Below are 23405 nucleotides of genomic sequence, written 5' to 3'. Positions count from 1 at the left end.
GTTATCGATTGCTTCTGCGCCGCAACCGGTCTCAGCCCGGCCAGGCTGATTCACCGAACAGGCTATCCCGGCATGATCCCGGTCTCGAACCATGCTTCGAGCTGCTGACGGCGGTCGTCGTTCACATATTCGACGCGTGTCCCGGCGAGGTGTCCGGCGCGGGCGTAAATCGCCGAAATGCCCCCGTCGGACCTGCGGATGATGGCGTCCACCTGCTCACCGTCCGCTTCCAGCTGCCGCAGCCGCTCGGCAGGGTCACTTTCCCAGACCCCCAGGTGATGCAGCCCCGACAGTCGTGCGGAATACACGCCCTCACCCTGGCTGGCGATCACCTCGAGCCGGAAGGGCCCCTCGCAGGAATAAGCCGCGACCAAATCCACCGCGCGCGTGTAACCGCCGACACGATCCTCGACTTCCGGTATGGCAATGGTCGTCGGCGCGTTGAACGTGTATCCGAACTTGCGGGTCAGCTCCTGGGTCGCGCGGGCTATATCCGGGACGATGATCCCAGCGTGATAGGGCATCGACAGCATGTGCCGCCTCCATTCCGAGTCGAGATCACAGGGGTCAGGCCGCAATCCGCGGCAGCACCTTGTCGGCGAGCAACTCCAGGCTCTGCCAGGACAGTTCCGGCGGAAGGCCACCGAGCAACGGATGTAGGCGCAATTCGTAGTCCGAAGGCAGCTCTCGAAGCCGGGCCACCGCTTCGTCCGGCGTCAGAATCCACATGGTCGGGTCGGCCTTGATCGACTCGATGCCTTCCTGCTTCTGCCAGTAGCCGTTCACGGTCGCGCTACCGCGTTCGTTCCCCCATGCCGCGTACATATTGCTGGCGTGGATCAGGTGTGGGGCGAGCTGCCGCAGTGCGTGCTCGGGGTCTTCGGTGATGTGGACGAACGCGGGCCCGTGCTCGGGAAACCGCTCGGGCGCAGGGTATCCCAGCTCGGCGCACTGCTGTTCGTAATACTCGTAGAGTTCCTTGGACGCGGGCCGATACCCCAGGCCCAGACGCGCCGCACGCCGTGCCGACGGCTTCGCGTTGCCGCCGATGTAGATCGTCGGCCCGGCCGGTGTCGCGGGCGACGGCGTCACCCGGACCGTTTTCCCCTCGAACTCGAAATCCTCGCCCGCCCATGCCTTCCGCAGCACCGCCAGATTTCGCTCGAAGACCTTGGCGCGGTTGGGGAAATCGACCCCGAACATCTCGAATTCCATCGGACGGTAGCCCATGCCGGCGGTGATCAGCACCCGGCCGGGCCCGGCGATCAGGTCGAGTACGGCAAGGTCCTCGGCGAGACGGAGCGGCTGATGCATGGTTATGCACAACGCGGAGAAGTGAATTGCGATTTGTCGCGTCGCACCCGCGATCGCGGAGCCGAGCACTATCGGCGCCGGACAGTAATTGTCTTCCGCCCCATGGTGTTCAGCGAGGTAGATGGTGCCGAACCCTTGCGCGTCGGCCCACGTGCACTGCTCCACCGCCGCCTTGTACAAAGCCTCCGGAGTCGGGGATCCGGCCCCCAGATCCGGCGCTCTCATGTCGTAGCGCAGCCCGATTCTCATCTGTCGTTCTCCAGACCTTCGCGTGCATACCCGCTTGCCGCACCACCGCCCGTCACCACGGCTCCACGAACTCTCGACGGCCATCGACGCCGTCTCCCTCGACCACGGCACCGTCCACCGATCGCTTCAGCCTGGTCAACCGCAGCCGCGTGATACGCCACCGCCCGTCGATCTTCCGGTAACTCTCGGTGTAGTGCCCGTACCCCGTCAGCGCTGGATACCCGCTACCCGCAGACGGCTCGACGAGGTCGAACATCGCCCAAATGCCGTGCGCCGTCTCGGCATCGACGATTCGTATCTCCGGCATATGCCCGTGGTGCACACTCACCGCTTCGCTCAGGTGCCGTCCCACAGACGCCACGAACTCCTCGGAAGTCCTTGGGCAGGAAGTCGATTCGCCGATCTCGAACACGGCGTCATCGGCGAACAGCCCGCGCAGTTCAGGCCACCAATGCAGGTCGACGTAACGAAAGTAGCGCGCCTTGAGCTGCTTGATCTCCTCGATGTCCCCGAGCCGCCGAATATCCGCGAGGTAGCTACCCGAGTCGTTCGCCCCCTCGTGCCCAGTACTCGTATCGTTCGGCATCCAGTAGTTCTCCTCAGTCTCGCTATCGACCGGCTCGCCATCCACAACGAGCCCCGCGGCGACCAATCCACTCCGCTGGTCGAGGCCGCTCCTGACAGCTCGGTGAGATACTACTCTACCTATCAACTATTGATCTAGAGATAAGTTGACCATATGCTTCTCCGGACGAGCCTTCCTGGCAGGTCCGGATAACTGCGCCGGTTACCAGATACGTGGCCGAAGGTCCCGATGAACCCTGACTCGCTATCGACCCCCGGTGTCGATCCCGCTGTTCGACCGAATGCGCGAGCATACTGACGGGGTGAGCGATCAACGAGGCGTTCCGTCCTTCCATATCGACCAGGTCGACCATCCGGAGCAGGACCTGATCGTCCGAATACTCGACGACCAGGCGGCTTTACCGGGTGTGGTGCGGATGCGCGAGTGGGCGCGTGCCGCACTGGCCGTCCGCCCCGGCGAAACAGCTCTGGACCTGGGCTCCGGGACGGGAACCGAGGTGGTGGAACTGGCCGCCCTGGTGGGCGAGGCCGGACGGGCCATCGGTATCGATCCGAATCCGGCGATGCTCGCGGTGGCGCGTGAGCGTGCCATGAACGTGAAGGCCGAATTCATCGAGGGATCGGCCTACGATCTGCCGCTGCCGGACGCGTCCGTCGACGCGGTTCGCTGTGAGCGGGTTTATCAGCACCTCGACGATCCGGCGAAGGCCACCGCCGAGATCGCGCGGGTGCTGCGACCGGGCGGACGGGTGGTGCTGATCGACAGCGACTGGTCCACCGCGATCTTCCATCCCGGCGATCCGGAGGTCATCGCGGCGTTGCAGCAGCGGATGGAGGCCAACAGCCCGAATCGCAACTCCGGCAGGCATTTACGCGGCCGATTGGTCCAGGCGGGCCTACTGATCGACGATATCGGGTCGGAAGCTGTGATCTGGGAACTGGAGTCGATGCTCGCGATGTGGGCCGTGGCCAGCGAACGGGCTGTCGCCGACGGGATGATCACCCCCGCCCAGCGCGACCGCATCCTTGCCGATATCGAGCACGGCGCCGAGACCGGCGACCATCACTTCTCGGTGACCATGTTCGCGGTGGTGGCGCATAAACCCTGAGCCGCACTCGAGAACATGCGCCGCGCCAGGCCCGACCAAGCACGTCTCTGCTGCCCGTAAATTCAACCCACCACGCGCCGCCTGCCGTTGCCTTGGTCGGCGATTCCATCGGCCTATTCGTGGGGCGATGGTTGGAGCGCTACTCACCGACACGCACGATGACGCGGCCAGCGATCTCGCGGCGCTCGAAGGCGTTCATCGCATCGGGAAGTTCCTCGAACGGAATGACTCGGTCGACAACGGTTCGAACCTTGCCCTCGGTGATCAGCGAGACGAGATGATCGTGCACTTTCTGCCCGTGTGCGCGGCTGGGCAGGTTCAACGCGGACTCCTTGATCACCATGCCGGTCGATTCGACGACGTCGCTGCGATCGACATATGTCAGAAGCGCTCCGACGAGCGAGAAATTACCGAAGATGGGATCTCGCATGAGAAGTCCGCGGTTGTCGGTCTGCTCGATTCCCGACGAGAAGCCGGTCATGACATGGCGTCCGCCGTAGGCCATACAGCTCCATGTCAGATGTGTGAGGTCGCCGCCGGTGCCGTCGAAACAGACGTCCACACCGGCGCCGGCGTTTGCCGCGAGGACTTCTTTGACCAGGTCTGGGGTGGTGGTGTAGTTGATCGCGGCGATAGCACCGAGCTCGCGGCAGATGTCGAGTTTGGCGTCTGATCCGACGGTGGCGATCACCCTCGCGCCCGCATTGACCGCCAGTTGCACCGCCGCCGAGCCGGCACCACCGGCAGCGGAGTGCACGAGGACTGTTTCGTCTGCTTTCAGATTGCCGCGTTCCATCAATCCGTGCCAGGCGAGATGAAATGGCCAGAACATGCCCGCAGCCTGTTCGATGGGCATGCCGGCAGGTATTTCGAAGGCCATCGCCGTGGGCAGCGCCGCGTATTGGGCGAATCCGGCGTGACAGCCTCGGGGCATACCCACGACGCGTCGGCCGATCCAGTCCCGGGCATTCGCGCCGGAGTCGGTGACCGTGCCGACCACCTCCGCTCCGGCCACGAACGGGGCCGGGACCGGCAGGCTGGCCCAGCGGCCGTAGATCATGTCGATGTCGTTGTTGTTGATCGCTGCGGCCTCGACTTCGACGAGTACATCGTCGTCGCCGGGGACCGGCCGCTCGATATCGTCGTGAATCGCCAGGACATCGGCCGGGCGACCGAATTGTTCTGCTACCCATGCGCGCATCGCTATGCTCCTTGCTTGCCGCTTGTCGGTGTGATCGAGGAAGGACCTACGTGTGGGTCGTCGTTGTAGAGGTGGCGCAGTTGGGCCTTGACGACCTTGCCCGCGGCTGACAACGGAAGAGTGGTGACGAAGTCGAACGAGCGCGGCACCTTGTAGCTCGCGATGTGGCCTCGGCACCACGTCTGCAGCGCTTGATCGGTGACCTTGACGCCGGGTTCGAGCACGATCACCGCGTGCACCGTTTCGCCCCACTTCGGATGTGGAAGGGCGATCACCGCGCTCTGTGAGACCGAGGGATGCTGAGTGAGAACGTTTTCGACCTCGGCCGAGTACACGTTCTCGCCGCCGGTGATGATCATGTCTTTGAGCCGGTCGACGACGAACAGATATCCGTTGTCATCGAGGTAGCCGATGTCGCCGGTGTGCATCCAGCCCTCATCGAGGACGGCGGCTGTCTCCTCGGGTTTGTCGAGGTAACCGACCATGACGTTGTCACCGCGCACCACGATCTCGCCGAGGTCCCCATGCCCGACCTCGTGTCCTGCCGGGTCCACGATGCGTAGTTCGGTGTGTGGCGCCACCCGTCCGGCAGACTCTCGGGCCGCTGGGTCGGCGTGATCGCGTGGCGAGAGCAATGTGGCGACCGGCCCGAGTTCGGTCATCCCGTATGCCTGGGTGAGTCCGACATCGGGAAATGCGCGCTGTACACGATCGAGTAGGGCGCGTGGCATCGGCGAGCCCGAGTACAGGATCGACCGTAGCGAGCCCAACCGGGCCTCGGCGAAATGCGGCGAGTCCAGCAGGATCTGCAGCATTGTCGGCACAAGCAACGCATCGGTCACCTGGTGAGCCGCGATGGCCTCGAAGACGGCCTCGGGCGCGAAGGCGGGCAGGAACACATGCGACGACCCGGCTATCATCGCGGCGGTCCAACAGCCGAAACCACCGAGGTGGAACAGCGGCGCCGAGTGCAGGACGGTGCCTTCCTGGGTCAGGAAGTGGCCCGAGGCCAAACTTCCCAGTGACGAGGTCAGGACATTGTCATGGCTCAGGAGAACACCTTTCGGTGCGCCCGTGGTGCCGCCGGTGTAGAACACCCCGAGGATGTCGTCGCCGCCACGGCGAGCGTCGTCCACCGCGGGCGCCGCGGCGAGGAGGTCTTCGTAGTCGATGAGTTCGGAGCCACGAGCGCTCGGCGACTCCGACATGTGCACGACGTTGCGCAGCGAGCCACATCGGCTGAGCAACTCCGGTGCCAGAGTGACGAAGGTGTCGTCGACGAGCATGGTCGAGGTGGTCGACTCGGTCAGGGAGTAAGCGATCTCGGTGATGTTCCATCGCGTGTTCACCGGATTGATCACCGCTCCGGCCCAGGGGATCGCGAGCAATGCCTCGTGGTAGCGGTCAGAGTTCGCGCTCAGGACCGCGACCGTGTCCCCGGTGCCAACACCCAACGAATGCAGACCACCCGCCAGGTGCCCCACTCGGTCGGCGATCTGGTTTGCGGTGCGGCGCCGACCGGCGGCGGTGGTAGTCATGACCGCGTTCGGCGAGCGCTGTACCGAATTGTGCAGTGTCTGTGTCAGATACATTCGAACGCTATCTACGCGATCTTCTCGTAGATCGTCACCACACACGCGCCACCGAGCCCGATGTTGTGCTGCAACGCCAACCGTGCCCCGGCGACTTGACGGGCATCGGCCTCGCCCCGTAGTTGCCAGACCAATTCAGCACACTGGGCAAGGCCGGTCGCCCCGAGCGGATGCCCCTTGGACAGCAGCCCACCCGACGGGTTGACGACAACCTTGCCCCCGTAGGTATTGTCACCGTCGTTCACGAATTTCTCTGCCGTGCCCACCGGAGTCAGCCCCAGCGCCTCGTAGGTGATCAGCTCGTTCGTCGTGAAGCAATCGTGCAGTTCTACGACATCGATATCCGAGGGCCTCACACCCGAACGGTCGTACGCTCGGTCGGCGGCTAGTCGCGACATGTCATAGCCCGCGACTTTCATCATGTCGCGATCGGTGAAGGTCGACGATGAGTCGCTGGTCATCACTTGTTCCTTGATCGCCACCGCAGGCGTGAGTCCGTGCGCCCTGGCGAAACTCTCGGAACAGAGCACAGCTGCCGCGGCGCCACACGTCGGCGGGCAACACTGCAGTCGTGTCAGTGGCCCGAACACGTGGGGCGACCCGAGAACCTCTTCCACCGTCAGCTGGTCACGAAACACCGCGTACGGATTGTTGGCGGCATGCGTGCGCGCTTTGACCGCGATCTTGGCGAAAGTATCGTCGCCGAGGCCGAATTTCCGCGCATAGGCCGCTCCGGCGCCACCGAAATACCGGGCAGCCATCGGCGCCCCGTCCTCGTTGTCCACCAGGCTGTTGGTGACCTCGTCGAGCCGGGAGAAGGGACTCGGCCGGTCGGTCCAGTGCGCGGCAAGTGCACCACGCTGCATCTGCTCGAATCCCAGCGCCAATGCGACATCCGCGTTCCCACCGGCCACGGCCTGCCGAGCCAGGTAGAGCGCAGAAGATCCCGTCGAGCAGTTGTTGTTGACATTCACTATCGGAATCGAGGTCTGACCGAGCCCGTATAAGGCCGCCTGGCCATACGTCGAGTCTCCGAAGACATAGCCCGCAAAGGCTTGTTGAACATCGTCGTACTCGATGCCCGCATCCTCGACCGCCAGCCGTGCCGCCCGCTCTCCCATCACGTCATAAGACTCGCTACGACTCGGGGTCGTGAACGGAACCATCCCGACACCAAGGACAAACACGCACTCAGCCATAACTCCCTTTCCGAGTGATACGATTCACAGAGACTACCGCCGCGTCACATGAGATACAAGCACCAAGGCAGGTATCTCTCGTACAGAGAACAGGTACTACCCGTTCGTCACTTACTGTTCGGCGGTATGAGCGGCCTACTCGTCGAGTCACGGTAGGGTGCACAGGCGCGGACGTGGCCCAAGGCCATGGATCTGTGCGACCAGGAGTCGGAGGAGGCAGCTGTGGTCGATGCGATGGGCACGTCAGCGAAGACTCCGAGAGGTACGCGACCGCGCAACCGGCGCGCGCTGATCGTCGCCGCGGCGGCCGACCTGTTCTACGAACGCGGATACGAGGGCGTCAATATCGCCGAACTAGCCGATGCTGTCGGTGTCGGGCGGTCCGCGCTCTACCGTCACTTCCCGAACAAACAGGACCTGCTCGGGAACGTTATTCTGGAACGCATCCAGCCGCTCGCCGATCAACTCCATCGTCATCACTATGCGCCTTTGGCCACAATCGTCGCCGACCTGAGCCGATACGCACTGAGTCATCGACGAGACGGGGTGCTCTGGCATCGCGAAGCCCGACACATGACACCCGGCCACCGCAAGGCGTTCCAGACCCAGGTCGACGCCATCGTCCAAGCGATCACACGATCCTTGCAACCGGCCCGCAGCGACCTGTCGTCGCGAGCGTGCGAGCTGCTCGCCTGGGCAACACTGGCAGTCTTCCTCAGCGCATCCTTTCACCGCAAGGAGTTGCCCGGCGAAGAGTTCTCGTCTCTCCTCGCCGATACCGCACTGCGCGTGGCCGAGGTGCCACCGTTCGAACTCGACCCCGCGACCCGCCCCGATCGCAGCCGGCTTCGGCCCCTATCGCGTAAAGAAGCTCTGATCACCACGGCGACCGCGCTCTTCGCCGAACGCGGATACGGCTCGGTCAGCATCGACGACATCGGCAAAACGGTCGGGATCACCGGCCCCAGCGTCTACAACCACGTCGCCAGCAAGAACGAACTACTCGAGACCGCCATCCGTCGCGGGGGCGCCCACCTCATGCTCGGGCTCGACGCGGCACTCACCGACAGCGCCACACCATCCGAAGCACTGCACAAACTCGGTCGCTCCTACATCGACTTCGCCTCTGCCCATTACCATCTCGTCACCTTGCTGATCAGCGACTCGCAACACCTGACACCTTCGGCACTCGAAGAGGCCGTTGCCACTCAACGGGACTACCTATCCGAGTGGACACATCTACTCTCACAAGCAACACCTCGAATTCAGGGAACTCCGGCAAGCATTCGCGTGCAGTCAGCCATCACCATCGTCAACACAACCGCCCGCGTCGCCCATCTACGGCAATCACCCGGCTACCGGACAGCCATCTCCGCCGTTCTCAACCAGATTCTCCCGTGAGAACAGAATCAACGAGACGCTGCACTAGCTGGACTAGGACTTATCCACCAAAACGGCTGCGATCATGCACCGCTTCCACGGTGACGACTTCATCGAGGTGCCAGAAGCCCGTCCCCGGTCAAAGAGCCTTGACAAGATGAAAAGCAGGCGAGCAGACGCAGTTTCGAATAAGCAGCTTATGGTGGTCCTAGCTGGTTTCGAACCAGCGACCTTGATACCTTTGACTCAGTAAGTGACCGGCCAAAATTGGCTTCTACCTGGTATTATATGAGAGTGGCGCCTCAGCAAAACGCCGCAAGTTTGTGCATGTATAGGCTGCTCTATTGCACGTATATTGCACACAGATCCCAGAAGGAGGGCGAGTGCCACCGTCGCCGAAGAAGGCCAAACCGCGGGCTGACCGCCGCTCGTTCGGCCGGATCCGAAAGCTTCCATCAGGACGTATGCAGGCCGGGTATATCGGGCCCGACCTGCAACTCCACAACGCACCTCACACCTTCGACACCAAGGGACGGGCTGAAGGATGGATCTCCAAAGAACGCGATCTCATCGATCTCGGAATATGGACTCCTCCAGCCACACGTAACATCGAAGCCGAACAGGAAGCCCCTGTCACGCTCTTCGGCCAGTACGCCAAGCGGGTCATCGCCACCCGGGTATCCAGACGCGGCCGCCCCCTCTCACGTCGAACAATCGACTCCTACAAGTACCTCCTCCGCGAGCACATCAATCCAACATTCGAGACAACCCCGCTGACCGACATCACGCTCGAATCGGTCCGCGACTGGTACAGCCGGGTGTCTCGTGCACGTCCACCAGCAAAGAGAGTCCGCCCGGACAAACCGCCGAAGACGGCGCCCACCGCTGACGTTCCAACTGCTCGAGCGCGGGCATACGAGGTCCTGCGAATGGTGCTGAATGTCGCAGTCGACGACGGCCTCATCGACAAGAACCCGTGCCGGATCAAGGGCGCAACCGCAGTACAACCCGCCCACGACGCCACCGTCCTGACACCAGCCGAAATCCAAGCCCTGGCCGCCGCAATGCCCGCCGATCTCTCGGCATCCGTATTGATCGCGGCATGGTGCGCATTGCGCCCGTCCGAAACCTTCGAACTCCGCCGGCGAAATCTGAACGCAGAGTGTTCAATACTGTCCGTGGCCTTTGCCGCGACCTACCGCGATGGCGAAATCCTGATCGACCGACCGAAAGCAGGGTCATCCGGCGAGGTAGTGATCCCGGATCACATCCGCTCAACTCTACGCACGCACCTCGAAAAACATGTCGGGCCAAAGCCAGAATCATTGCTGTTTCCAGATCCCGACACAGGAAAAACTATGCGGGAATGGATCTACCGCAAGATCTTTGATAAAGCGTGCGCCAAGATTGGCCGCCCCGACTTCCGCCCGGGCGAACAACGCCATACCGGCGGCACTGTCGCCGCCCAAGCAGGCGGCACCCTCCCCGAGGTCATGGAACGACTGCGACACAAGACACCACAAGCCGCCATGCGATATCAGAAGATCGCCGCAGGACGGGCACAGACCCTTGCCGAGAATATCTCGAAACTAGCCCAGGAAACGACCCCAAAACCTCGTCAACCAACGAAAGGTCGGCGGAAGTGATCGTGATGCCGGTACATTGATGGCAGTTTGAAAATCGCGATTAGAGATCCATTGACCCGAAGGGGGATATTTATGTTCCCCTATCCACCGAAAAATCAGCTCATCCCATCTCGTCGTATCCCGGCCTATCCAAGTTGTTCCACATGGGTAGCTGACTCAATTCCTAAATCCACGTTCTCACCGCGTTCAAGGCCGTCCTCGATCCCGTCGATTCCCACAATCGGAACACCGGTGCGGTGGACCTCCTTCAACGCCTGCAGAGCACCGAGGCCCATATCATCGTTCTCCGACACCACACCGTTGATCGAGGAGCCGAAGCCCGAGAGCCATTTCTTTTGGCCGCTTCGTCACGCGTCCAGTCCGCGGTGTCCTTCGAGAACCGCGACGAGGAGAACAGTGCCGACGGCGCACCCATCTACCTCTCGAAACGAGACCTGATCATCCACCTATCTGTCGGACACCCGGTCCAATCGACCTCGCCTGACGTCAACACAAGCCTTTGCACCCACGCTCATTGCCATCGAATCATCCTGTCCCCCAACGTTCATCCTCCAATTGCACGCCGAAGATCCCTGCTGTGACTACGTTGTGCGCATGTGGCAGTACGCCTTATGGGGGATCGGTGGCGCAGCAGCCAATTGCGGTGTGGTGTTCCTGGAGGTCAGCAAACGGGTGAAAGGCTGGCCGTGGCGCAAAGACAACCGTGGCCCCGGCGGTGGCGTGTACGCGACGTGGCTGCTCGTTCACTGCGGCATCGCTGGCCTAGCCGCCTCGGCGCTGGCCACCAGCCACCTCGTTGTCACTCCCGTGATCGCGTTCGGCACCGGTGCGGCAGCGCCTATCGTGGTGAAAAAGCTTGCCGCTTATGCAGAGTCCCGCCTGCCGGGTACGAGTGCAAACGACGACCGCGATCAGAGCGGTGACAATGGACGCCACTGAGCAAGGTTTCGGACGACGGTTGTTGTCGCTGCTAGCTGACCGCTGGCCCACATACCAGCCAGGGCCCCCAACCCGGGTTACGGATCCCGATGATCCATTCGGGCGGCGGTTATTGTCGCTGCTAGCCGATTCCTGGCGGGCGTACCAGCCGCACACCGACTGGGCTCGCGAATCTGGCCACCTGGCACCCCGCCGCCGCCGGCGCGTCTCTCGAGGCCGCATCAGGGCGATGGCCTACCTGCGCGGTGAGAATCTCCAAGGCGCGAACCTGCACGGCGCGAACCTGCACGGCGCGCGGCTCAGCGACACAAACCTGACTGACGCAGACCTTAGCGACGCAGACCTCGCTATCGCAGACCTCCGCGGCGCGGCCCTCAGCGACGCAGTGCTCAACCGCGCGAACATGCGCGGCGCGAACATGCGCGGCGCAAATCTCAACCGCGCTGACCTGCATGAGGCGAACCTCAGCGACGCAAACCTCAGCGACGCAAACCTGCATGGGGCGGGCCTGGTCGACGCGCGTCTCGTTAGCGCCTACCTGCGCGGCGCTAACCTCAGCGGTACAGACTTGCGCGGCGCACAACTCACCGACGCATTCCTGATCGGCACGCGACTCATGGACGCGGATCTGCGCGGTGCGAACCTGGTGGGCGCTGACCTCACTGGTGCAACGCTGGCCAGTGCGAACCTCGACCACGCCGAATTCAGCGCCCTCGAATCCATTCGGAACCTCATCTGGTCGGATGACACACGCTGGGGCCGCGATTCGGCGGACATCCGAGCGCGGTCCGTCACTCGTGGTCACGGCATCTGGGTGTTGAATCCAGCAGAAGATCCACGAAACCAATCCCCTCGGCCAGGTGATACACCGGAAAGCCCGCAGCGCGCGCGATAGCGCCGATGCTATTCAGCAGGTCCACCCACCTCGCTGATGGCACAGATTCACGAGGGGTCGTGTCATTCGGCACGACCCTCAGTAGGGGCAGACAAGAATCCACCGATTCTTTCCCAATCACGCCGCGGAGGTCGCCCATGGTCACTGCTGACTCGAGACGATGGCGAGCGCTTCCCCCAATTTCTGGTTCTTACCTTCGGCGACTTCTACTCCGACTACACCGGTAGCGGAGATGGAGTTGCTGGCGCTGCTCCTTGCGGGCCAGTCCCTGCGGTACACCGCTGTTGTCGAGATACACCGTAAAATTCGCGATTTCGCCAGACTATCCGGTCATACAGACACGGCACCGACCCTCATACCTCGAAACACCAACTCGCGACCTATTCTTCGCTGGCTCGGGGCGGTGGGCGGCGCACTCTACACCGGCGGCGGCGTGGTGACGCCGCGGTAAAGCGTTGCGGCGTCACCACGCGGGCGCGCCGCCGGTGTGAGTCGAGTGCGCCCACCGCCCCGGGCCAGCGCAGCTGCGTGGTTCGGGGGTGGGTCTGATCCGTAGCCACCGCCCGATTCTGGTTGGGCAGCAGGTTCTTTCGCGGGTCAGCCGATACCTGGTCACGTGGAAGGAGTTCGTTATGGGTTCGGTTCCGAAGATTACTGTCGGTTCGCTGTCGGATCTGTTCGCGGCGGTGCCGGCGATGTTGGGGTTCTATCCGCAGGATTCGGTCACGGTGGTGACCAGTCACCGTCGCTCGTCAGCGCAGGTTGTGGGGGCGGTCCTGTCGCGGGATTTGGCCGGATGCTTGGAGCCCGAGGGGGACGCGCTCCATGAGGCGGTCCAGTACTGCATCGACAGTGACGCGGTCGCGGTGAACGTTTTCGTTGTCGATGCCCAGGCACAGCCGGACGACTCGGCCAGTGCCGCGGAGCGGGGCAGGCAGTATCGGGGATTCATCGCGCGCTTGGCCGCGGCATTCACCAGCACGGGAATTCGGATCGATCAGGTGTGCTGTACAACCGCGCTCGCAGCCGGCTCGCCATGGTGGAGTCTGATCAACGACGAACACGGCACCTTGCCCGATCCTGCCACCTCTCCGGTCGCGGCGCACACCGCGGCACGCTCGTTCCCGACCAGCCGAGAACTCGATGATTTGGTTACCATGCTCGCGCCCGACCGGTCCCTGGCCGAGCGCGTCCGGGGCTACTTGGCCGAGGCGATCCGCGCGGCTGAGCGCGCACACACTGCGGGGATGGCTGTCGGGGATCCGGATGCGTATGCGCGACGAGCGATCACCACAGTGGCGTCCTACGTCGACAGCGGGCAGGCTCTGCATGCGAATCAATTGGCCGATATCACTGTGGCACTGAGCGATCCAACGGTCCGTGATTGCATGCTCGGATTAGCCGAAAGTACCGACATCACTGGGGTGCAGGCGTTTTGGGCGCGGCTCGCGGCTGCACTGCCCGCCCCCGAACGAGCGCGGCCTGCGGCGGTTCTGGCGTTCATCGCCTACTTCCATGGCCGCGTTCCTGTCGCACGTGCTGCGGTCATCGCGGCTCTGGAATCCGATCCCGGGTATACGTTGGCCCGGCTGATGGAGACCGTAGTGGCTGTAGGCCTGCCGTTTTCGAACCTGAACTCCTCTGTGGCTCATGCACGGGCAATTGCAACCGCGCTGGAAGTCACACTGCCCGGCAGATCGGATCACTAGCATGCCACTTTCGCAGTGAAACAGCATCTTCCGACGAACCATCCCGACTCGAAGGCACGCGCCTCCGAATTGACTTACACCACAACACAGTAGATCGGGTGCCCGCGCTCTCACCAGCTCGTCGCGATGCGATTTCTCTGGCGAAATATCCAATTCCGATCGTATCCATATATGCCTGCCGCGCGCGTTCACCATCGTGACGCACAGCCTGGCAGTGTTCGATCACAAAGGATGTTTCCGATGAATCCTGTTTACTCCCAGCAGATTTCTTCTTTCAACTCCTTCGCTGCGGAGGTGAGGCGATGAGTGTCGCCCGCATTCTGGCGTGGGCAGTGCTCGCTCGTGCGGCGCATCGCCCGAACCTATCCTTGCAACATTTCATCGACCAGGTAGGTCTGGTCGATGCGGCGGAGGCGATAGCCTCCGGTGACGTCCCACCGGGGTTGGCGGCACTTTTGGCGTCTGCCACTCTCGAAACGGCACAACGAGACCTGGATCTCCTTATCCGGCTCGGCGGTCGCCTGCTCACCCCGGATGACCACGACTGGCCGTTCGCGGCGTCCCCGCTTCATTTGTCATCGCAGCGGGGGCGCCCGAAGGTGGACCATGGTGCGCCACCGGTGTTGTGGGTGCGAGGCACGCATCCGGTCCGTGCGGCGGCGCAGGGAGCGATCGCAGTGCTGGGATCGGCCGCCAGTACTCCGTATGGGGACCAGGTCGCGGCCGAGATCGCTGGCGATATGGCGCGTCGGGGTTATCCGATTGTGTCCACCGCCGGTTTCGGGATTAGGGCCGCCGCTGTCCGGGCTGTCTTGGACTGTGCCGGTGCGCCGCTGGTGGTGCAGCCTGCCGGGCTGGATCGGCCGCACCCGTTCCAGCATCAGATGCTGCTCGATGATGTCGCGGAGGTTGGATGCGTGGTCACCGCGTTCCCGCCTCAATCACTCGTGTCGCAGAAAGGGCTCCGGTACACGCGCTGGTTGAGCGCGGCTCTGTCTAGTGCGGTCGTGTTCGTCGAGGCCGGATTCCGGGGTTGCACGCTCGGAACCGCCAGTCACGCGCGTGAACTCGGGCGGCCGGTCTTCGCGATACCAGGGCCGGTTACCTCTCCCGCGTCGCGTGGCACCAACAACCTGATCCGTTGCGGTGCAGCCACTCTGGCTACGTCAGCGGCGGAGATCATTGCCATGCTACCGGCATGACGCGAACCTCTCGCTGGGCAAATCCAACCAACAATCTCAGGAGCGAAATCCGTTGAACGGCACAGCTATTCACAGTCAAGTTCAGTACGCGATCCGGCTGCCCAACAACCAGCTCTACCATGCCGAGCGCAGTGGTTACGTCAACATCGTCCATGACGAGGCGGTGATCTGGTCGCAGCGTGAGGAGGCCGACCGCGCCTTCGTCGCATTGCGCCGGAACGCGGTGTCGACCGGCACTGTCGAGGAGTTCGATGCCGGGGCCGCGGTGGTGCAGCGGACCGTGCTGGTGATCGGTCTGCCGTTCCAGGAGGTGTCGTGATGAATGCCGGGTACGGGCAGGTATTGACGATGACGCTCGGCGAGGTTCCAGCGCCGGTCGAGATCAGTGTTCGGATCACCGACAACTTTTCGGGCACAACAAATATCGAGCGCGAGGCCCGCGATCGTGTCCGGGCTGCGCTCTGCAATGCTGGCCATCGGTATCCGGGCGGCACGGTGGCCATGTCTGCGTCTCGCCCGCTACGCGGCTCGGCCGGTGACCTGGCACTGGCAGTCGCGATCGCAGGTGCGGACGGCACGGCCCCGACCAGCGTTGTGGCACGCACCGTGTTTCTGGGTGGTCTGGGGCTGGACGGTACCGTCCGATCGGTGCCCGGTATCGCGGCTGCGGTCGCTGCGCTGGAGCCGTCGGTGTGTGATCGGGTCGTGGTTCCCTCCGCGGTGATCGGTGAGCTGACCAAGAGCCGGGTACCGGTCTACACAGCGGCGAGCCTGACCGAGCTGATCGACGAGCTTTGTGGCACCCGTCGGATGCAGCCGCTCATGTTGCCCGGTGCGCTGCCGTCGACCGCGGTCGCGGTGCTGCGGGTGTGGCACCGTGTGTTCGAGATTGCCGCTGCGGGTGGGCATTCGATGACGATGACCGTCGGTTCGGAGGTGTCGACCACGCTACTGGGGTGGTATCTCCGTGGCATGGTTGGCGCCCTTCGCGGAACTGCATCATTCGGTGTCGATCCCGGCATTGATCGGTAACCTGCGTGTGCCGGGTGCGCTGACCCGCGCCCACGGCGGACTGCTGGTCATCGAGGACTATCCGCTGCTGTCGCGGGCGTTCTGGGAAGGCCTGCGGCCGGTGTTGGACGATCATGTCGTCCATATCGCTGGGGCGCAGGGGCTGGTGCGGTATCCCACTCGCTGTCAGCTGCTGCTGACCGCGCACGAATGCTCGGGGAATCACTCACCCGGCCGTTCCTGTTCGTGCCCGCCGTTTCCCGCAGATAGGTACCGTCGTCGTCGGGACCATCTCGGGTTCATGACTCCGCGTATCTCGCCGACCAGCTCGACCGGGATGCCGTGCTGGCTCGGTGGCCGTCGCAGTTGGTGCGGCGAGGTGCGTTCTCTCGGCGGGATGCGTGCGCGGTGTTATCGGTGGCCTGAACGGTGGCCGATCTGAGAGGGGCTGAGACTCCGACTCCCGAGGACGTCGAGCTGGCTGTTCAGCTGCACCGCCGGTCAAACGGATACCCTCAGACATGAGGTCCTACCGGTTTCTCGGTTCTGTATCTCATTTCCGCACAGCCTGTTTGATTACACAGGTTCGTCTTGTCGGCTAGGCGGGGCGGTGCATCCGGGTGGGCCGGTGGGCCGCGCCGACGCTACACCGGCGGCAGTCCTGTCCCGCCGCGAAAAGCGTGCGGCGGCACAGGACGAGCGTGCCGCCGGTGTGGGCGTGCGGCGGCCACCGGCCCACCCGCAGCACACCACTGCGGATTGAAAGTTGTTCCGCAGCAGACGATCCGGTTCCCTGATCGTCGCGGTGAATCCCGAGTCACTCGACGCGACTCATCTATACGCCGCGGTCACCAGTGTCTGACTCGAATCCTGCTCCGTGCGTGCATCTTCCGATTCGTCTGTCGAAGGAGTAGTTATGTCCAGACTGAGCAGGCCCGCGGCAGCGGCGCATCAGGAAGCCTGTCGCTTGGTCGATCTGGCTCGTGATTTGTCCGAGGACGAGAAGCAGTTCGTGCTGGAACACTACCAGGAGTCGATGCATCTCGATCAGGGCACCGACGGAATGTTCTTCATACCCTCGGCGCTGGCGCGGGCGATGGCCATCCATGTGGTCGGCACCCGCATCATCGACCTGGGTGCCGGGATCGGGCATCTGGGGTTCGCGTGCCGGAATCTGTTCGGCCACCGACACAATGGCGATCCGACGCCGGATCTGGTGTGTGTCGAGGCTAATCCTGATCTGGTCCGGGTCGGGATGAAGATCGTGCCCGAGGCGGTCTGGGTGTGCGCGGACATGTTCGAGTTGCCCGCGCGCGGTTTGCGGCAGTTCGATACCGCCATCGCGAACCCGCCCTACGGTCGTGCCTCCCGGACGGGCTCGGGGCCTGGGTATCGCGGGCGCCGGTTCGAGTATCACGCGATCGCTCTCGCTGCGCAGATCGCCCGGCACGGGGTGTTCCTGATCCCGCAGTCCTCGGCACCGTTCCGGTATTCCGGTATGCCCCATCTGGCTCCCGGCCCCAGGGACGAGGAGTACGAGCGGTTCGTAGCCAGGACCGGGATCCTGCTGGCTCCCTCTAAAGGGATCGATACCTCGCTGTGCGACAAAGACTGGCATCACCGCGTACCCCCGACCGAGGTCGCGCTCGCCGACTTCACCGACCCGGCCGTGCTTCGGCCCCACCGCCGTTCCCCGGTGCTGCGTGCCCTGACCGATCCCCTCCGATCTCTCGACTCGTGACCCGACCACGCCGTCACGACTACGCGAATGCGTGTATGACACGCGAGATCCCTATCCGCACAACCCTATTCAGGAGGTTGATCATGACTGTCCAGTTCACTGAAGATCACTACGTCAATCGCACCCCGGGAGGTTTCGCGTATACCGTCACCGATCCCGATGTCCCGGTGACCGGGTATGTGTTCGTCGATTTGTTCGTTCACGGCACCGGGGAGACGCTGGCGCCGTGGCCGGGTGTTCGGTTGCGGTTTTTCGATCTGTCGGTCTATGAGCACGATCTCGGTCAAACGGTCGCGACGGTAACCTTCTATCCCGAAGATCCCGAATCGGCTGGTGCCCGTGTTCCGTTCATCAGTTTCGGGGAGCCCGGCTGGCTGGTCGCGACGGTGTCGCACCGGGTCCAGGTCGCACCCGAGCATGTCCAGGAGGCCCTGGAGACGGTGATCACGGTGCTGGCGACCCAGATGCTCACCGACCGTCGGGTCACGGATTATTACCGCCGGATGACCGAGGACCGCGCCGACCAGGTGCGGCGTGCTTACGATCAAGCGCAGCTCACCGAGCAATGCCTGGCCGAGCAGTATCAGACGGCGCGCGTCGTCCGCGACACTGCCGACGCCGTGTATCGCCGGGTCTGCCAGGACGACAAGAAGTGAGCGTCGACCCCGATTACACGCAGTGGTCCCGGGCGATCCAGCACAGTCGCGCCGCCCGTGATCTGGGGTTCGAAGCGCTCGGGTTCGCCCGTGGCTACTGCGACGCGCGATGCGTCGGATCCGGGGAGGCGATCGCGTTCGCTATCGCCTTCGCGGTCCTGGTCGCCACCGGCGGCTCGCGGCCCTCCATCCATCGCGGATGGGCCAACTGGCGCGCCGGACGCGACCTCAACGCCTGGTAACCCCGTCATTCAGCAGGCCACGGCCCAGGTCCGCACGATCGCCAGCCGTGTTGTTACCAGCTGCGCGGCAATGGATTTCCTATTTCCGTCCTGTCGAAAGGATTGTTTCGATGTCTGTTCCCACCTGTATTCGCCACGCCGAGCTGTCGGACATGGTCGCGCTGCTCGAACGGCAGCAGGCCGCGAAGGTCGATCTGGTTGTGCCGGCCGCCGCGATCCACGCGCGGGAGGGTTTCCTCAAGTTGTCCGGGGTGCCGCCGGTGCTGGACGAGCGCGGGGTGACCGCAGTCGACGGCCGCTACCGGCCCACCAGTGCGGCCGACAGCCAGATCGCGGCCAAGCTCGAGATTCCCGGCCGATACCTGACCCGGCTGCGCGCCGATGAGCGCCTAGATCTGTACGACGCCAACGTCAACGGACTACTGCACGGCCTGCCAAGCATCGCCGAGGCCGACCAGCGTTCGTTTCTGCTCCGCTTGTTCACCGGGGATCCCGGCGGGGAGGGGGTGTTGCGGGCGTTTCTGTCGGATCGGTACGGGATGATCGACAACCTCGATGTGCTCACCGCGGTCCTGGACGGTATCCGCGCTGCGGACGCCGATGCCCGGATCCGGGACTGCGACCTGAGCGAGACCTCCATGCACTGCAAGGTCTACGCCCCCAAAGTGTCGGCGCTGGCACCGAATTTCCTTACCGGATACCGCAACCCCTTCGCCAACCCCGATCTGGAGGCCGACCGCCAGCGCGTGGCCAGCACCGTGGATTTCTGGCGGCCGCTCGCCGCCCGCGAGGGCCAAGGCTACCGACCCGGCAGCGAGCCGGTGGTGTTCGCCGGGTTCCGGTTCAGCAATTCCGAAACCGGGCACCATGCCCTGACCCTCAAACCTGAACTCGTGGTGCGGATCTGCGGCAACGGCCTGACCCTGCCGATATTCGCGCAGACACGTCGGCACCTGGGTGAGCGCCTCACCGACGACCCGCACCGATGGTCGCAGGACACCTACCGCAAGAAACTGGCCGTGATCACCGCCGAAACCCGCGACACCGTCACCGAATGGCTCTCCCCCGCCTTCCTGGCCGAGCAGGTCGCCGAGCTGGAGGAACGCGCTGCGGCCCCGGTGCGCGAGCCGGAGAAGACCTTGGAGGTGGTGTCCAAAAAGCTCGGGTTCACGGATACCGAACGCTCGGGCGTGCTGGCGCACTTCATCGCCGCTGGGCAGCTTTCGGCAGCCGGGATCGCCAACGCGGTCACCAGCTACTCGCAGACCGTGCCGGACCCTGCCCGCGCCGATGCCTTGGACGATCTAGCCCTGCCCGCAATGGCCCTTGTGTAACCCGCTATGACGTTGCCCCGCAACGAGTCCCATCACATCGAATGGAGGTTCATCTCATGACCGACACTGTTTCCCACACCGAATACACCCGCCTGAACTACTTCGGGGTCGCCGGACCGGCCACCGATCTCGACGAGGCGACCGCACACCGGTTGCGCCACGACAACGCGGATTGGAAGGGCCGCTACTGGCGCTATGCCCCGGTCACCGAGGACTCCGACCTGCTGCGTATCGAACCGGTCAACGTCGCCGGCCGCAGTAAGGATCCGCGATGACCGTGCCCACGGACCCGCGCCGGATCACCGAGGACGAACGCGAGATCGTCTCGCACGCTTTCGGTTTCCTGCACTGGCGCGACATGGTCGCCGCATTCGCCGCGCCGGTTCGCCGCCGGACCCCCTCGGCGCTCGCGGGTCGGCCCTCCCGCGCTGTGCGTAATCTCGACCCCATGCTCGTGCCGGTCCGGCGGCGGGCCTGGATGCGCGGTCCGCGCACCCGGTTACCGTCGGCCGCGGCGATCGTCGCCGCGTGTTCGCAGGTGATCGTCCCGTCAGGCGACAGCGAAATCCTCGATTCGGTCAGGGATTTAGCGACCTTGGCCATGCACGAGCACATCGCCGATCCCCGAGAGCCTGTCTCGCGCACACAGGTGGAGTTCCAGCACGACGAACTGATCGCCGCCCTCGACCGGCTCATCACCGCCGCACTCCCGATCTCCGCACGACGCGGCGCGCTGGTCCACACCGAGCCTCTCACCACGGTCATCGACCGGCTGGTGACGTTCGCGATCACCCGCGCGGTCATCGACCCTCAGCCTGCCACCGCCGAGTCCCGCGACCTGGATACCGCGATCGCGGACCTGATGGCCGGCTACGACCAGCTCGTCACCGACCTGGTCACCGGCCGCCGACGCCTGCCCCGCTACCAGAGCGTCCCCGCCACCTGAACACCCCTCTTTCACCCCCTCGGGCAGAGCCCGGCCAGTCGTTACCTGGCCGGGTTCTGCCATTCCACGATAGGAGAACACACGATGACAACCACCATCGACACACCCCATACCACCCCCGACCCGGACAGCGGCGCCCACGACTCCGGCGCCGACCGCGATTACCCGCAGCCCGAGGCCAAGTATCTGGATCCGAAAACCCTTGTGCTGGATGACAATGTCCGCGAGAACTTCACTCTCAGTGACTTCCCAGATGTGATCGCCTCCATCAAGGAGAACGGGGTCAAGATCGCGATTAAGGCATACCGCGAATCCGATGGCCGGATCATGGTGATCGAGGGCCAGTTGCGCCTGCTCATCGCTCTCGAGGCGGGGTGCACGCGGGTTCCGGTGTGGATCGAACCCGCCCCCGATGTGACCGCGAAGCAGCGCGCGGTCGCCCGGATCACCGAGCAGATCAACGCCAACGATCACCGAGTAGCACTCACCGAGGGTGACCGCGCGGGCGGGATCGCTGAGTTGCTCGATTTGGGAGTCTCGCTCACCCGCATCTCCAAATCTCTGACCATCAACAACCTGGATACGGTCCGCAAGTCCGGGCAGGTCGGCCACTCCCGCACCGCCCGCACCATGCTCGATGACAACCAGCTCATTCTGGATCACGCCGCGATCCTGGCCGAGTTCGACGCCATCGGCGACACCGCCGCGGTGCAGCAACTCCAGCGCGCTCACCGCACCACCTTCGTGCACGAGGCGTACCAGATCCGCCAGGAACGCCAGGAGGACCGCGATCGGCTCACCGCGAGCCTGCCGTACGCCGCCGCCGGGTTCGCCGTGGCGATCATGGAGCCGGAAACCTTCGGCCAGGACGCCCCGTACCTGCCCGCGAAGGATCTGGTCACCAGCGACGGCCAGGAGATCACCCCCGAACTCCTGCGCGGGAATCCCGACGGGTGGGTCGTGTACGTGACGCCCGGACCAGACCAGATCCTCGTGGACCGTGACACCGGTGAGGTGGTGGACCCCGACACGATCGACCCGGCCACCAAGGACCAGCCCGGCGCCGAACCCGGCGAGGGGTTGCGGCACGCGGACTCCGTCGAACATCGCGCGGTATGGGCGCCGAACTACTACCTGCCCACGGACCTGCTCGACACCAGTGGCTACCGCCTCGCCCCGGTCCCCGAGCCCGAACCCGCCGAGGTCCAATCCGATAGCCCTGTCACCGATTCCGAGTCGATCGGCAAGGAAGGGCCCTTGGTCGACGGACCGCCGCTCGCGGTCAGTGCCTCTGAGTCCACCCCTGTTCGCGATGAAGTCTCCGAGGCCCAACGTCAGGCCGAACTGGCCGAGCAGCGCGCGCTCGCCGAGCAGCGGCAGGCCGAACGGGAGGCCGCAGCCCGGGAAGCCAAGCGGTTGCAGGACCGTCACGACGCGCTGACCAAGAGGTTCACCGCCGCGACCAGCGCGCGCCTGGACTTCGTCCGCACGTTCGCCGAACGCGCGAGCGCTCCGACCTCGGCACAGCGGTTCCTGCTGGAAGCCACCGGCGTTCACGCTCTGAGCCTGGACAGCTACCAGCCCACCCACACCGCCCTGCAATGGCTCAGAATCCAGGGTAGCCGCCCCAGTCTGGCCGAAGCCGCCGTCAAAGCCCGCCCCGGCCGGTGCACGGTGATGCTACTGACCATCGTGTTCGCGGCCTACGAGGCACGTATCACCAAGGACGAGTGGGCGCATCACGACCCACGCACCAGCGCCTACCTGCATTTCCTCGCCGAACTGGGTTACGACCTGGCCGCGGTCGAACAAGCCGCCGCGGGCGACCTCGACCCCGCCACCCTCGACCCCGACGCATAACCCTTCCCCTCCGGGCGGTATCGGAACCAGGCGACTCCCAGGTTCCGATACCGCCCTTTGTCGTTCGGCCAGCCGTCATCGCCCCGTTTCAACCGGGAGGTGTTTCTTGTCTACCAATGATTTCCGTGATGCCGCCTTGCGGGCGGCAGCCCGGGGATGGTTCATATTCCCGCTGCGCCCCGGGAGGAAGACTCCCGCCGTCGCCGCGTGGCCGCAGTTCGCCACCACCGACCCTCACCGTATCTGCCGCTGGTGGGCGAGCCAGCCACGCCGCAATATCGGTATCGCGACCGGTCCCAGCGGCCTGTACGTGATCGACATCGACACCCATGACGAACCCGATCCCCTTGCCCGCCTTGCCCATCAGACAGGCGCACCACTGCCGGCCACGTTCACCGTGCGAACCCCACACGGCAAGCACCTGTATTTCCGTGCCCCCGCCGAACCCGAGTTGCGGCGGTGCACCGTCGGACGAATCGCGCCCGGGATCGACTCTCGCGGCGACGGCGGCTACATCGTCGCCCCCGGCTCGATCACCCCCGCCGGGCGATACAGGATCTGTCCCTTATACACATCTGACGCTGCCGACGAATAG

General features: G+C 64.2%; 25 protein-coding genes and 2 pseudogenes. 19 read left to right on the top strand and 8 right to left on the bottom strand.

Annotation, left to right across the window (positions count from 1 at the left end; genetic code table 11):
- Positions 1–62 precede the first annotated feature (62 nt).
- From JZ791_RS01165 to JZ791_RS01155, 3 genes are read right to left on the bottom strand one after another with little or no spacing between them, the layout of a single operon-like run.
- Positions 63–533 carry a VOC family protein gene (locus tag JZ791_RS01165; protein WP_216892209.1) on the bottom strand — a complete coding sequence of 157 codons (471 nt, stop codon included), beginning with the start codon at positions 531–533 and terminating at the stop codon, positions 63–65.
- 34 nt (positions 534–567) lie between these two features.
- A complete protein-coding gene (locus tag JZ791_RS01160; protein WP_216892208.1) occupies positions 568–1563 on the bottom strand; it encodes an LLM class flavin-dependent oxidoreductase in 996 nt (331 codons plus the stop codon).
- Between the two features lie 52 nt (positions 1564–1615).
- On the bottom strand, positions 1616–2215 hold the full coding sequence (locus tag JZ791_RS01155) for a nuclear transport factor 2 family protein (RefSeq protein WP_254205045.1): 600 nt from the start codon (positions 2213–2215) through the stop codon (positions 1616–1618).
- Between the two features lie 235 nt (positions 2216–2450).
- Here JZ791_RS01155 and JZ791_RS01150 point away from each other — a divergent pair, with 235 nt between their 5' ends.
- Positions 2451–3257: a methyltransferase domain-containing protein gene (locus JZ791_RS01150; protein ID WP_308162697.1), complete on the top strand. Its 807-nt coding sequence runs from the start codon at positions 2451–2453 to the stop codon at positions 3255–3257.
- A 139-nt stretch (positions 3258–3396) separates the two neighbouring features.
- Here JZ791_RS01150 and JZ791_RS01145 read toward each other — a convergent pair whose 3' ends face one another.
- Genes JZ791_RS01145 through JZ791_RS01135 form a run of 3 tightly spaced genes read right to left on the bottom strand, consistent with a single transcriptional unit; the run spans position 3397 to position 7249 of the window.
- Positions 3397–4458: a quinone oxidoreductase family protein gene (locus JZ791_RS01145; RefSeq protein ID WP_216892207.1), complete on the bottom strand. Its 1062-nt coding sequence runs from the start codon at positions 4456–4458 to the stop codon at positions 3397–3399.
- A 2-nt stretch (positions 4459–4460) separates the two neighbouring features.
- Complete coding sequence (locus JZ791_RS01140) at positions 4461–6050, bottom strand: long-chain-fatty-acid--CoA ligase (protein ID WP_216892206.1); 1590 nt, start codon at positions 6048–6050, stop codon at positions 4461–4463.
- A gap of 11 nt (positions 6051–6061) precedes the next feature.
- A complete protein-coding gene (locus JZ791_RS01135; RefSeq protein ID WP_216892205.1) occupies positions 6062–7249 on the bottom strand; it encodes a lipid-transfer protein in 1188 nt (395 codons plus the stop codon).
- 186 nt (positions 7250–7435) lie between these two features.
- Between JZ791_RS01135 and JZ791_RS46765 the strand changes: the two are divergent.
- Positions 7436–7612 (top strand): annotated as a pseudogene (locus JZ791_RS46765) (hypothetical protein); the annotation flags it as partial.
- On the opposite strand, the gene JZ791_RS45905 reads toward JZ791_RS46765, so the two are convergent.
- Entirely contained in the window at positions 7604–7726 is a 123-nt protein-coding gene (locus tag JZ791_RS45905; protein WP_256461779.1) for a hypothetical protein, read from the bottom strand. The pseudogene JZ791_RS46765 and the gene JZ791_RS45905 sit on opposite strands and share 9 nt — an antisense overlap.
- Before the next feature lie 69 nt (positions 7727–7795).
- On the opposite strand from JZ791_RS45905, the gene JZ791_RS01130 reads away from it, so the two are divergent.
- On the top strand, positions 7796–8650 hold the full coding sequence (locus JZ791_RS01130; protein WP_308162695.1) for a TetR/AcrR family transcriptional regulator: 855 nt from the start codon (positions 7796–7798) through the stop codon (positions 8648–8650).
- A gap of 362 nt (positions 8651–9012) precedes the next feature.
- Entirely contained in the window at positions 9013–10275 is a 1263-nt protein-coding gene (locus JZ791_RS01125) for a tyrosine-type recombinase/integrase (protein ID WP_498049396.1), read from the top strand.
- A gap of 146 nt (positions 10276–10421) precedes the next feature.
- Here JZ791_RS01125 and JZ791_RS01120 read toward each other — a convergent pair.
- Positions 10422–10651, bottom strand: a pseudogene (locus JZ791_RS01120) (xylitol/threitol ABC transporter substrate-binding protein); the annotation flags it as partial.
- A gap of 218 nt (positions 10652–10869) precedes the next feature.
- Here JZ791_RS01120 and JZ791_RS01115 point away from each other — a divergent pair.
- The 15 genes from JZ791_RS01115 to JZ791_RS47310 all read left to right on the top strand — a co-directional run bounded on the left by JZ791_RS01115 (position 10870) and on the right by JZ791_RS47310 (position 23405).
- Positions 10870–11214, top strand: coding sequence for a hypothetical protein (locus tag JZ791_RS01115; protein ID WP_216892202.1), 345 nt, complete (start codon positions 10870–10872; stop codon positions 11212–11214).
- A 229-nt stretch (positions 11215–11443) separates the two neighbouring features.
- Positions 11444–12109: a pentapeptide repeat-containing protein gene (locus tag JZ791_RS01110; RefSeq protein ID WP_216892201.1), complete on the top strand. Its 666-nt coding sequence runs from the start codon at positions 11444–11446 to the stop codon at positions 12107–12109.
- Between the two features lie 632 nt (positions 12110–12741).
- Entirely contained in the window at positions 12742–13818 is a 1077-nt protein-coding gene (locus tag JZ791_RS01105; RefSeq protein ID WP_216892200.1) for a DUF4192 domain-containing protein, read from the top strand.
- Positions 13819–14120: 302 nt separating this feature from the next.
- Entirely contained in the window at positions 14121–15020 is a 900-nt protein-coding gene (locus tag JZ791_RS01100; protein WP_216892199.1) for a DNA-processing protein DprA, read from the top strand.
- A gap of 52 nt (positions 15021–15072) precedes the next feature.
- Positions 15073–15339 carry a hypothetical protein gene (locus JZ791_RS01095; RefSeq protein ID WP_216892198.1) on the top strand — a complete coding sequence of 89 codons (267 nt, stop codon included), beginning with the start codon at positions 15073–15075 and terminating at the stop codon, positions 15337–15339.
- Complete coding sequence (locus JZ791_RS01090) at positions 15339–16052, top strand: magnesium chelatase domain-containing protein (RefSeq protein ID WP_216892197.1); 714 nt, start codon at positions 15339–15341, stop codon at positions 16050–16052. Before JZ791_RS01095 ends, JZ791_RS01090 begins: the two co-directional genes overlap by 1 nt.
- On the top strand, positions 16027–16473 hold the full coding sequence (locus JZ791_RS01085) for an ATP-binding protein (RefSeq protein ID WP_216892196.1): 447 nt from the start codon (positions 16027–16029) through the stop codon (positions 16471–16473). The genes JZ791_RS01090 and JZ791_RS01085 overlap by 26 nt, the downstream gene beginning before the upstream one ends.
- A 474-nt stretch (positions 16474–16947) precedes the next feature.
- Complete coding sequence (locus JZ791_RS01080; RefSeq protein WP_216892195.1) at positions 16948–17772, top strand: class I SAM-dependent methyltransferase; 825 nt, start codon at positions 16948–16950, stop codon at positions 17770–17772.
- 83 nt (positions 17773–17855) lie between these two features.
- Positions 17856–18428 (top strand): hypothetical protein, encoded by a 573-nt coding sequence (locus JZ791_RS01075; protein ID WP_216892194.1) that lies wholly within the window; start codon positions 17856–17858, stop codon positions 18426–18428.
- Complete coding sequence (locus JZ791_RS01070; protein WP_216892193.1) at positions 18425–18670, top strand: hypothetical protein; 246 nt, start codon at positions 18425–18427, stop codon at positions 18668–18670. Before JZ791_RS01075 ends, JZ791_RS01070 begins: the two co-directional genes overlap by 4 nt.
- 110 nt (positions 18671–18780) lie before the next feature.
- Positions 18781–20004 (top strand): hypothetical protein, encoded by a 1224-nt coding sequence (locus JZ791_RS01065; protein WP_216892192.1) that lies wholly within the window; start codon positions 18781–18783, stop codon positions 20002–20004.
- Between the two features lie 56 nt (positions 20005–20060).
- Positions 20061–20279 (top strand): hypothetical protein, encoded by a 219-nt coding sequence (locus JZ791_RS01060; protein WP_216892191.1) that lies wholly within the window; start codon positions 20061–20063, stop codon positions 20277–20279.
- On the top strand, positions 20276–20950 hold the full coding sequence (locus JZ791_RS01055) for a DUF4254 domain-containing protein (protein WP_216892190.1): 675 nt from the start codon (positions 20276–20278) through the stop codon (positions 20948–20950). Before JZ791_RS01060 ends, JZ791_RS01055 begins: the two co-directional genes overlap by 4 nt.
- Before the next feature lie 84 nt (positions 20951–21034).
- Positions 21035–22810: a ParB/RepB/Spo0J family partition protein gene (locus JZ791_RS01050; protein ID WP_216892189.1), complete on the top strand. Its 1776-nt coding sequence runs from the start codon at positions 21035–21037 to the stop codon at positions 22808–22810.
- Positions 22811–22916: 106 nt separating this feature from the next.
- A complete protein-coding gene (locus tag JZ791_RS47310) occupies positions 22917–23405 on the top strand; it encodes a bifunctional DNA primase/polymerase (protein ID WP_216892188.1) in 489 nt (162 codons plus the stop codon).

Origin of the sequence: Nocardia alni (assembly GCF_019038435.1) — a bacterium.
Lineage (GTDB): Bacteria > Actinomycetota > Actinomycetes > Mycobacteriales > Mycobacteriaceae > Nocardia > Nocardia alni.
Note: the sequence above shows the minus strand (reverse complement) of the source record. Positions and strands in the feature narration are given on the sequence as shown.

What these genes read in the sequence shown, in the direction of transcription:
- JZ791_RS01165 (WP_216892209.1), bottom strand. Translation starts at nt 533, where the DNA reads ATGCTGTCGATGCCCTATCACGCTGGGATCATCGTCCCGGATATAGCC.
- JZ791_RS01160 (WP_216892208.1), bottom strand. Translation starts at nt 1,563, where the DNA reads ATGAGAATCGGGCTGCGCTACGACATGAGAGCGCCGGATCTGGGGGCC.
- JZ791_RS01145 (WP_216892207.1), bottom strand. Translation starts at nt 4,458, where the DNA reads ATGCGCGCATGGGTAGCAGAACAATTCGGTCGCCCGGCCGATGTCCTG.
- JZ791_RS01140 (WP_216892206.1), bottom strand. Translation starts at nt 6,050, where the DNA reads ATGTATCTGACACAGACACTGCACAATTCGGTACAGCGCTCGCCGAAC.
- JZ791_RS01135 (WP_216892205.1), bottom strand. Translation starts at nt 7,249, where the DNA reads ATGGCTGAGTGCGTGTTTGTCCTTGGTGTCGGGATGGTTCCGTTCACG.
- JZ791_RS45905 (WP_256461779.1), bottom strand. Translation starts at nt 7,726, where the DNA reads ATGACGATGGAGTTGATCGGCGAGCGGCTGGATGCGTTCCAGAATAAC.
- JZ791_RS01115 (WP_216892202.1), top strand. Translation starts at nt 10,870, where the DNA reads ATGTGGCAGTACGCCTTATGGGGGATCGGTGGCGCAGCAGCCAATTGC.
- JZ791_RS01110 (WP_216892201.1), top strand. Translation starts at nt 11,444, where the DNA reads ATGGCCTACCTGCGCGGTGAGAATCTCCAAGGCGCGAACCTGCACGGC.
- JZ791_RS01105 (WP_216892200.1), top strand. Translation starts at nt 12,742, where the DNA reads ATGGGTTCGGTTCCGAAGATTACTGTCGGTTCGCTGTCGGATCTGTTC.
- JZ791_RS01100 (WP_216892199.1), top strand. Translation starts at nt 14,121, where the DNA reads ATGAGTGTCGCCCGCATTCTGGCGTGGGCAGTGCTCGCTCGTGCGGCG.
- JZ791_RS01090 (WP_216892197.1), top strand. Translation starts at nt 15,339, where the DNA reads ATGAATGCCGGGTACGGGCAGGTATTGACGATGACGCTCGGCGAGGTT.
- JZ791_RS01080 (WP_216892195.1), top strand. Translation starts at nt 16,948, where the DNA reads ATGTCCAGACTGAGCAGGCCCGCGGCAGCGGCGCATCAGGAAGCCTGT.
- JZ791_RS01075 (WP_216892194.1), top strand. Translation starts at nt 17,856, where the DNA reads ATGACTGTCCAGTTCACTGAAGATCACTACGTCAATCGCACCCCGGGA.
- JZ791_RS01065 (WP_216892192.1), top strand. Translation starts at nt 18,781, where the DNA reads ATGTCTGTTCCCACCTGTATTCGCCACGCCGAGCTGTCGGACATGGTC.
- JZ791_RS01060 (WP_216892191.1), top strand. Translation starts at nt 20,061, where the DNA reads ATGACCGACACTGTTTCCCACACCGAATACACCCGCCTGAACTACTTC.
- JZ791_RS01055 (WP_216892190.1), top strand. Translation starts at nt 20,276, where the DNA reads ATGACCGTGCCCACGGACCCGCGCCGGATCACCGAGGACGAACGCGAG.
- JZ791_RS01050 (WP_216892189.1), top strand. Translation starts at nt 21,035, where the DNA reads ATGACAACCACCATCGACACACCCCATACCACCCCCGACCCGGACAGC.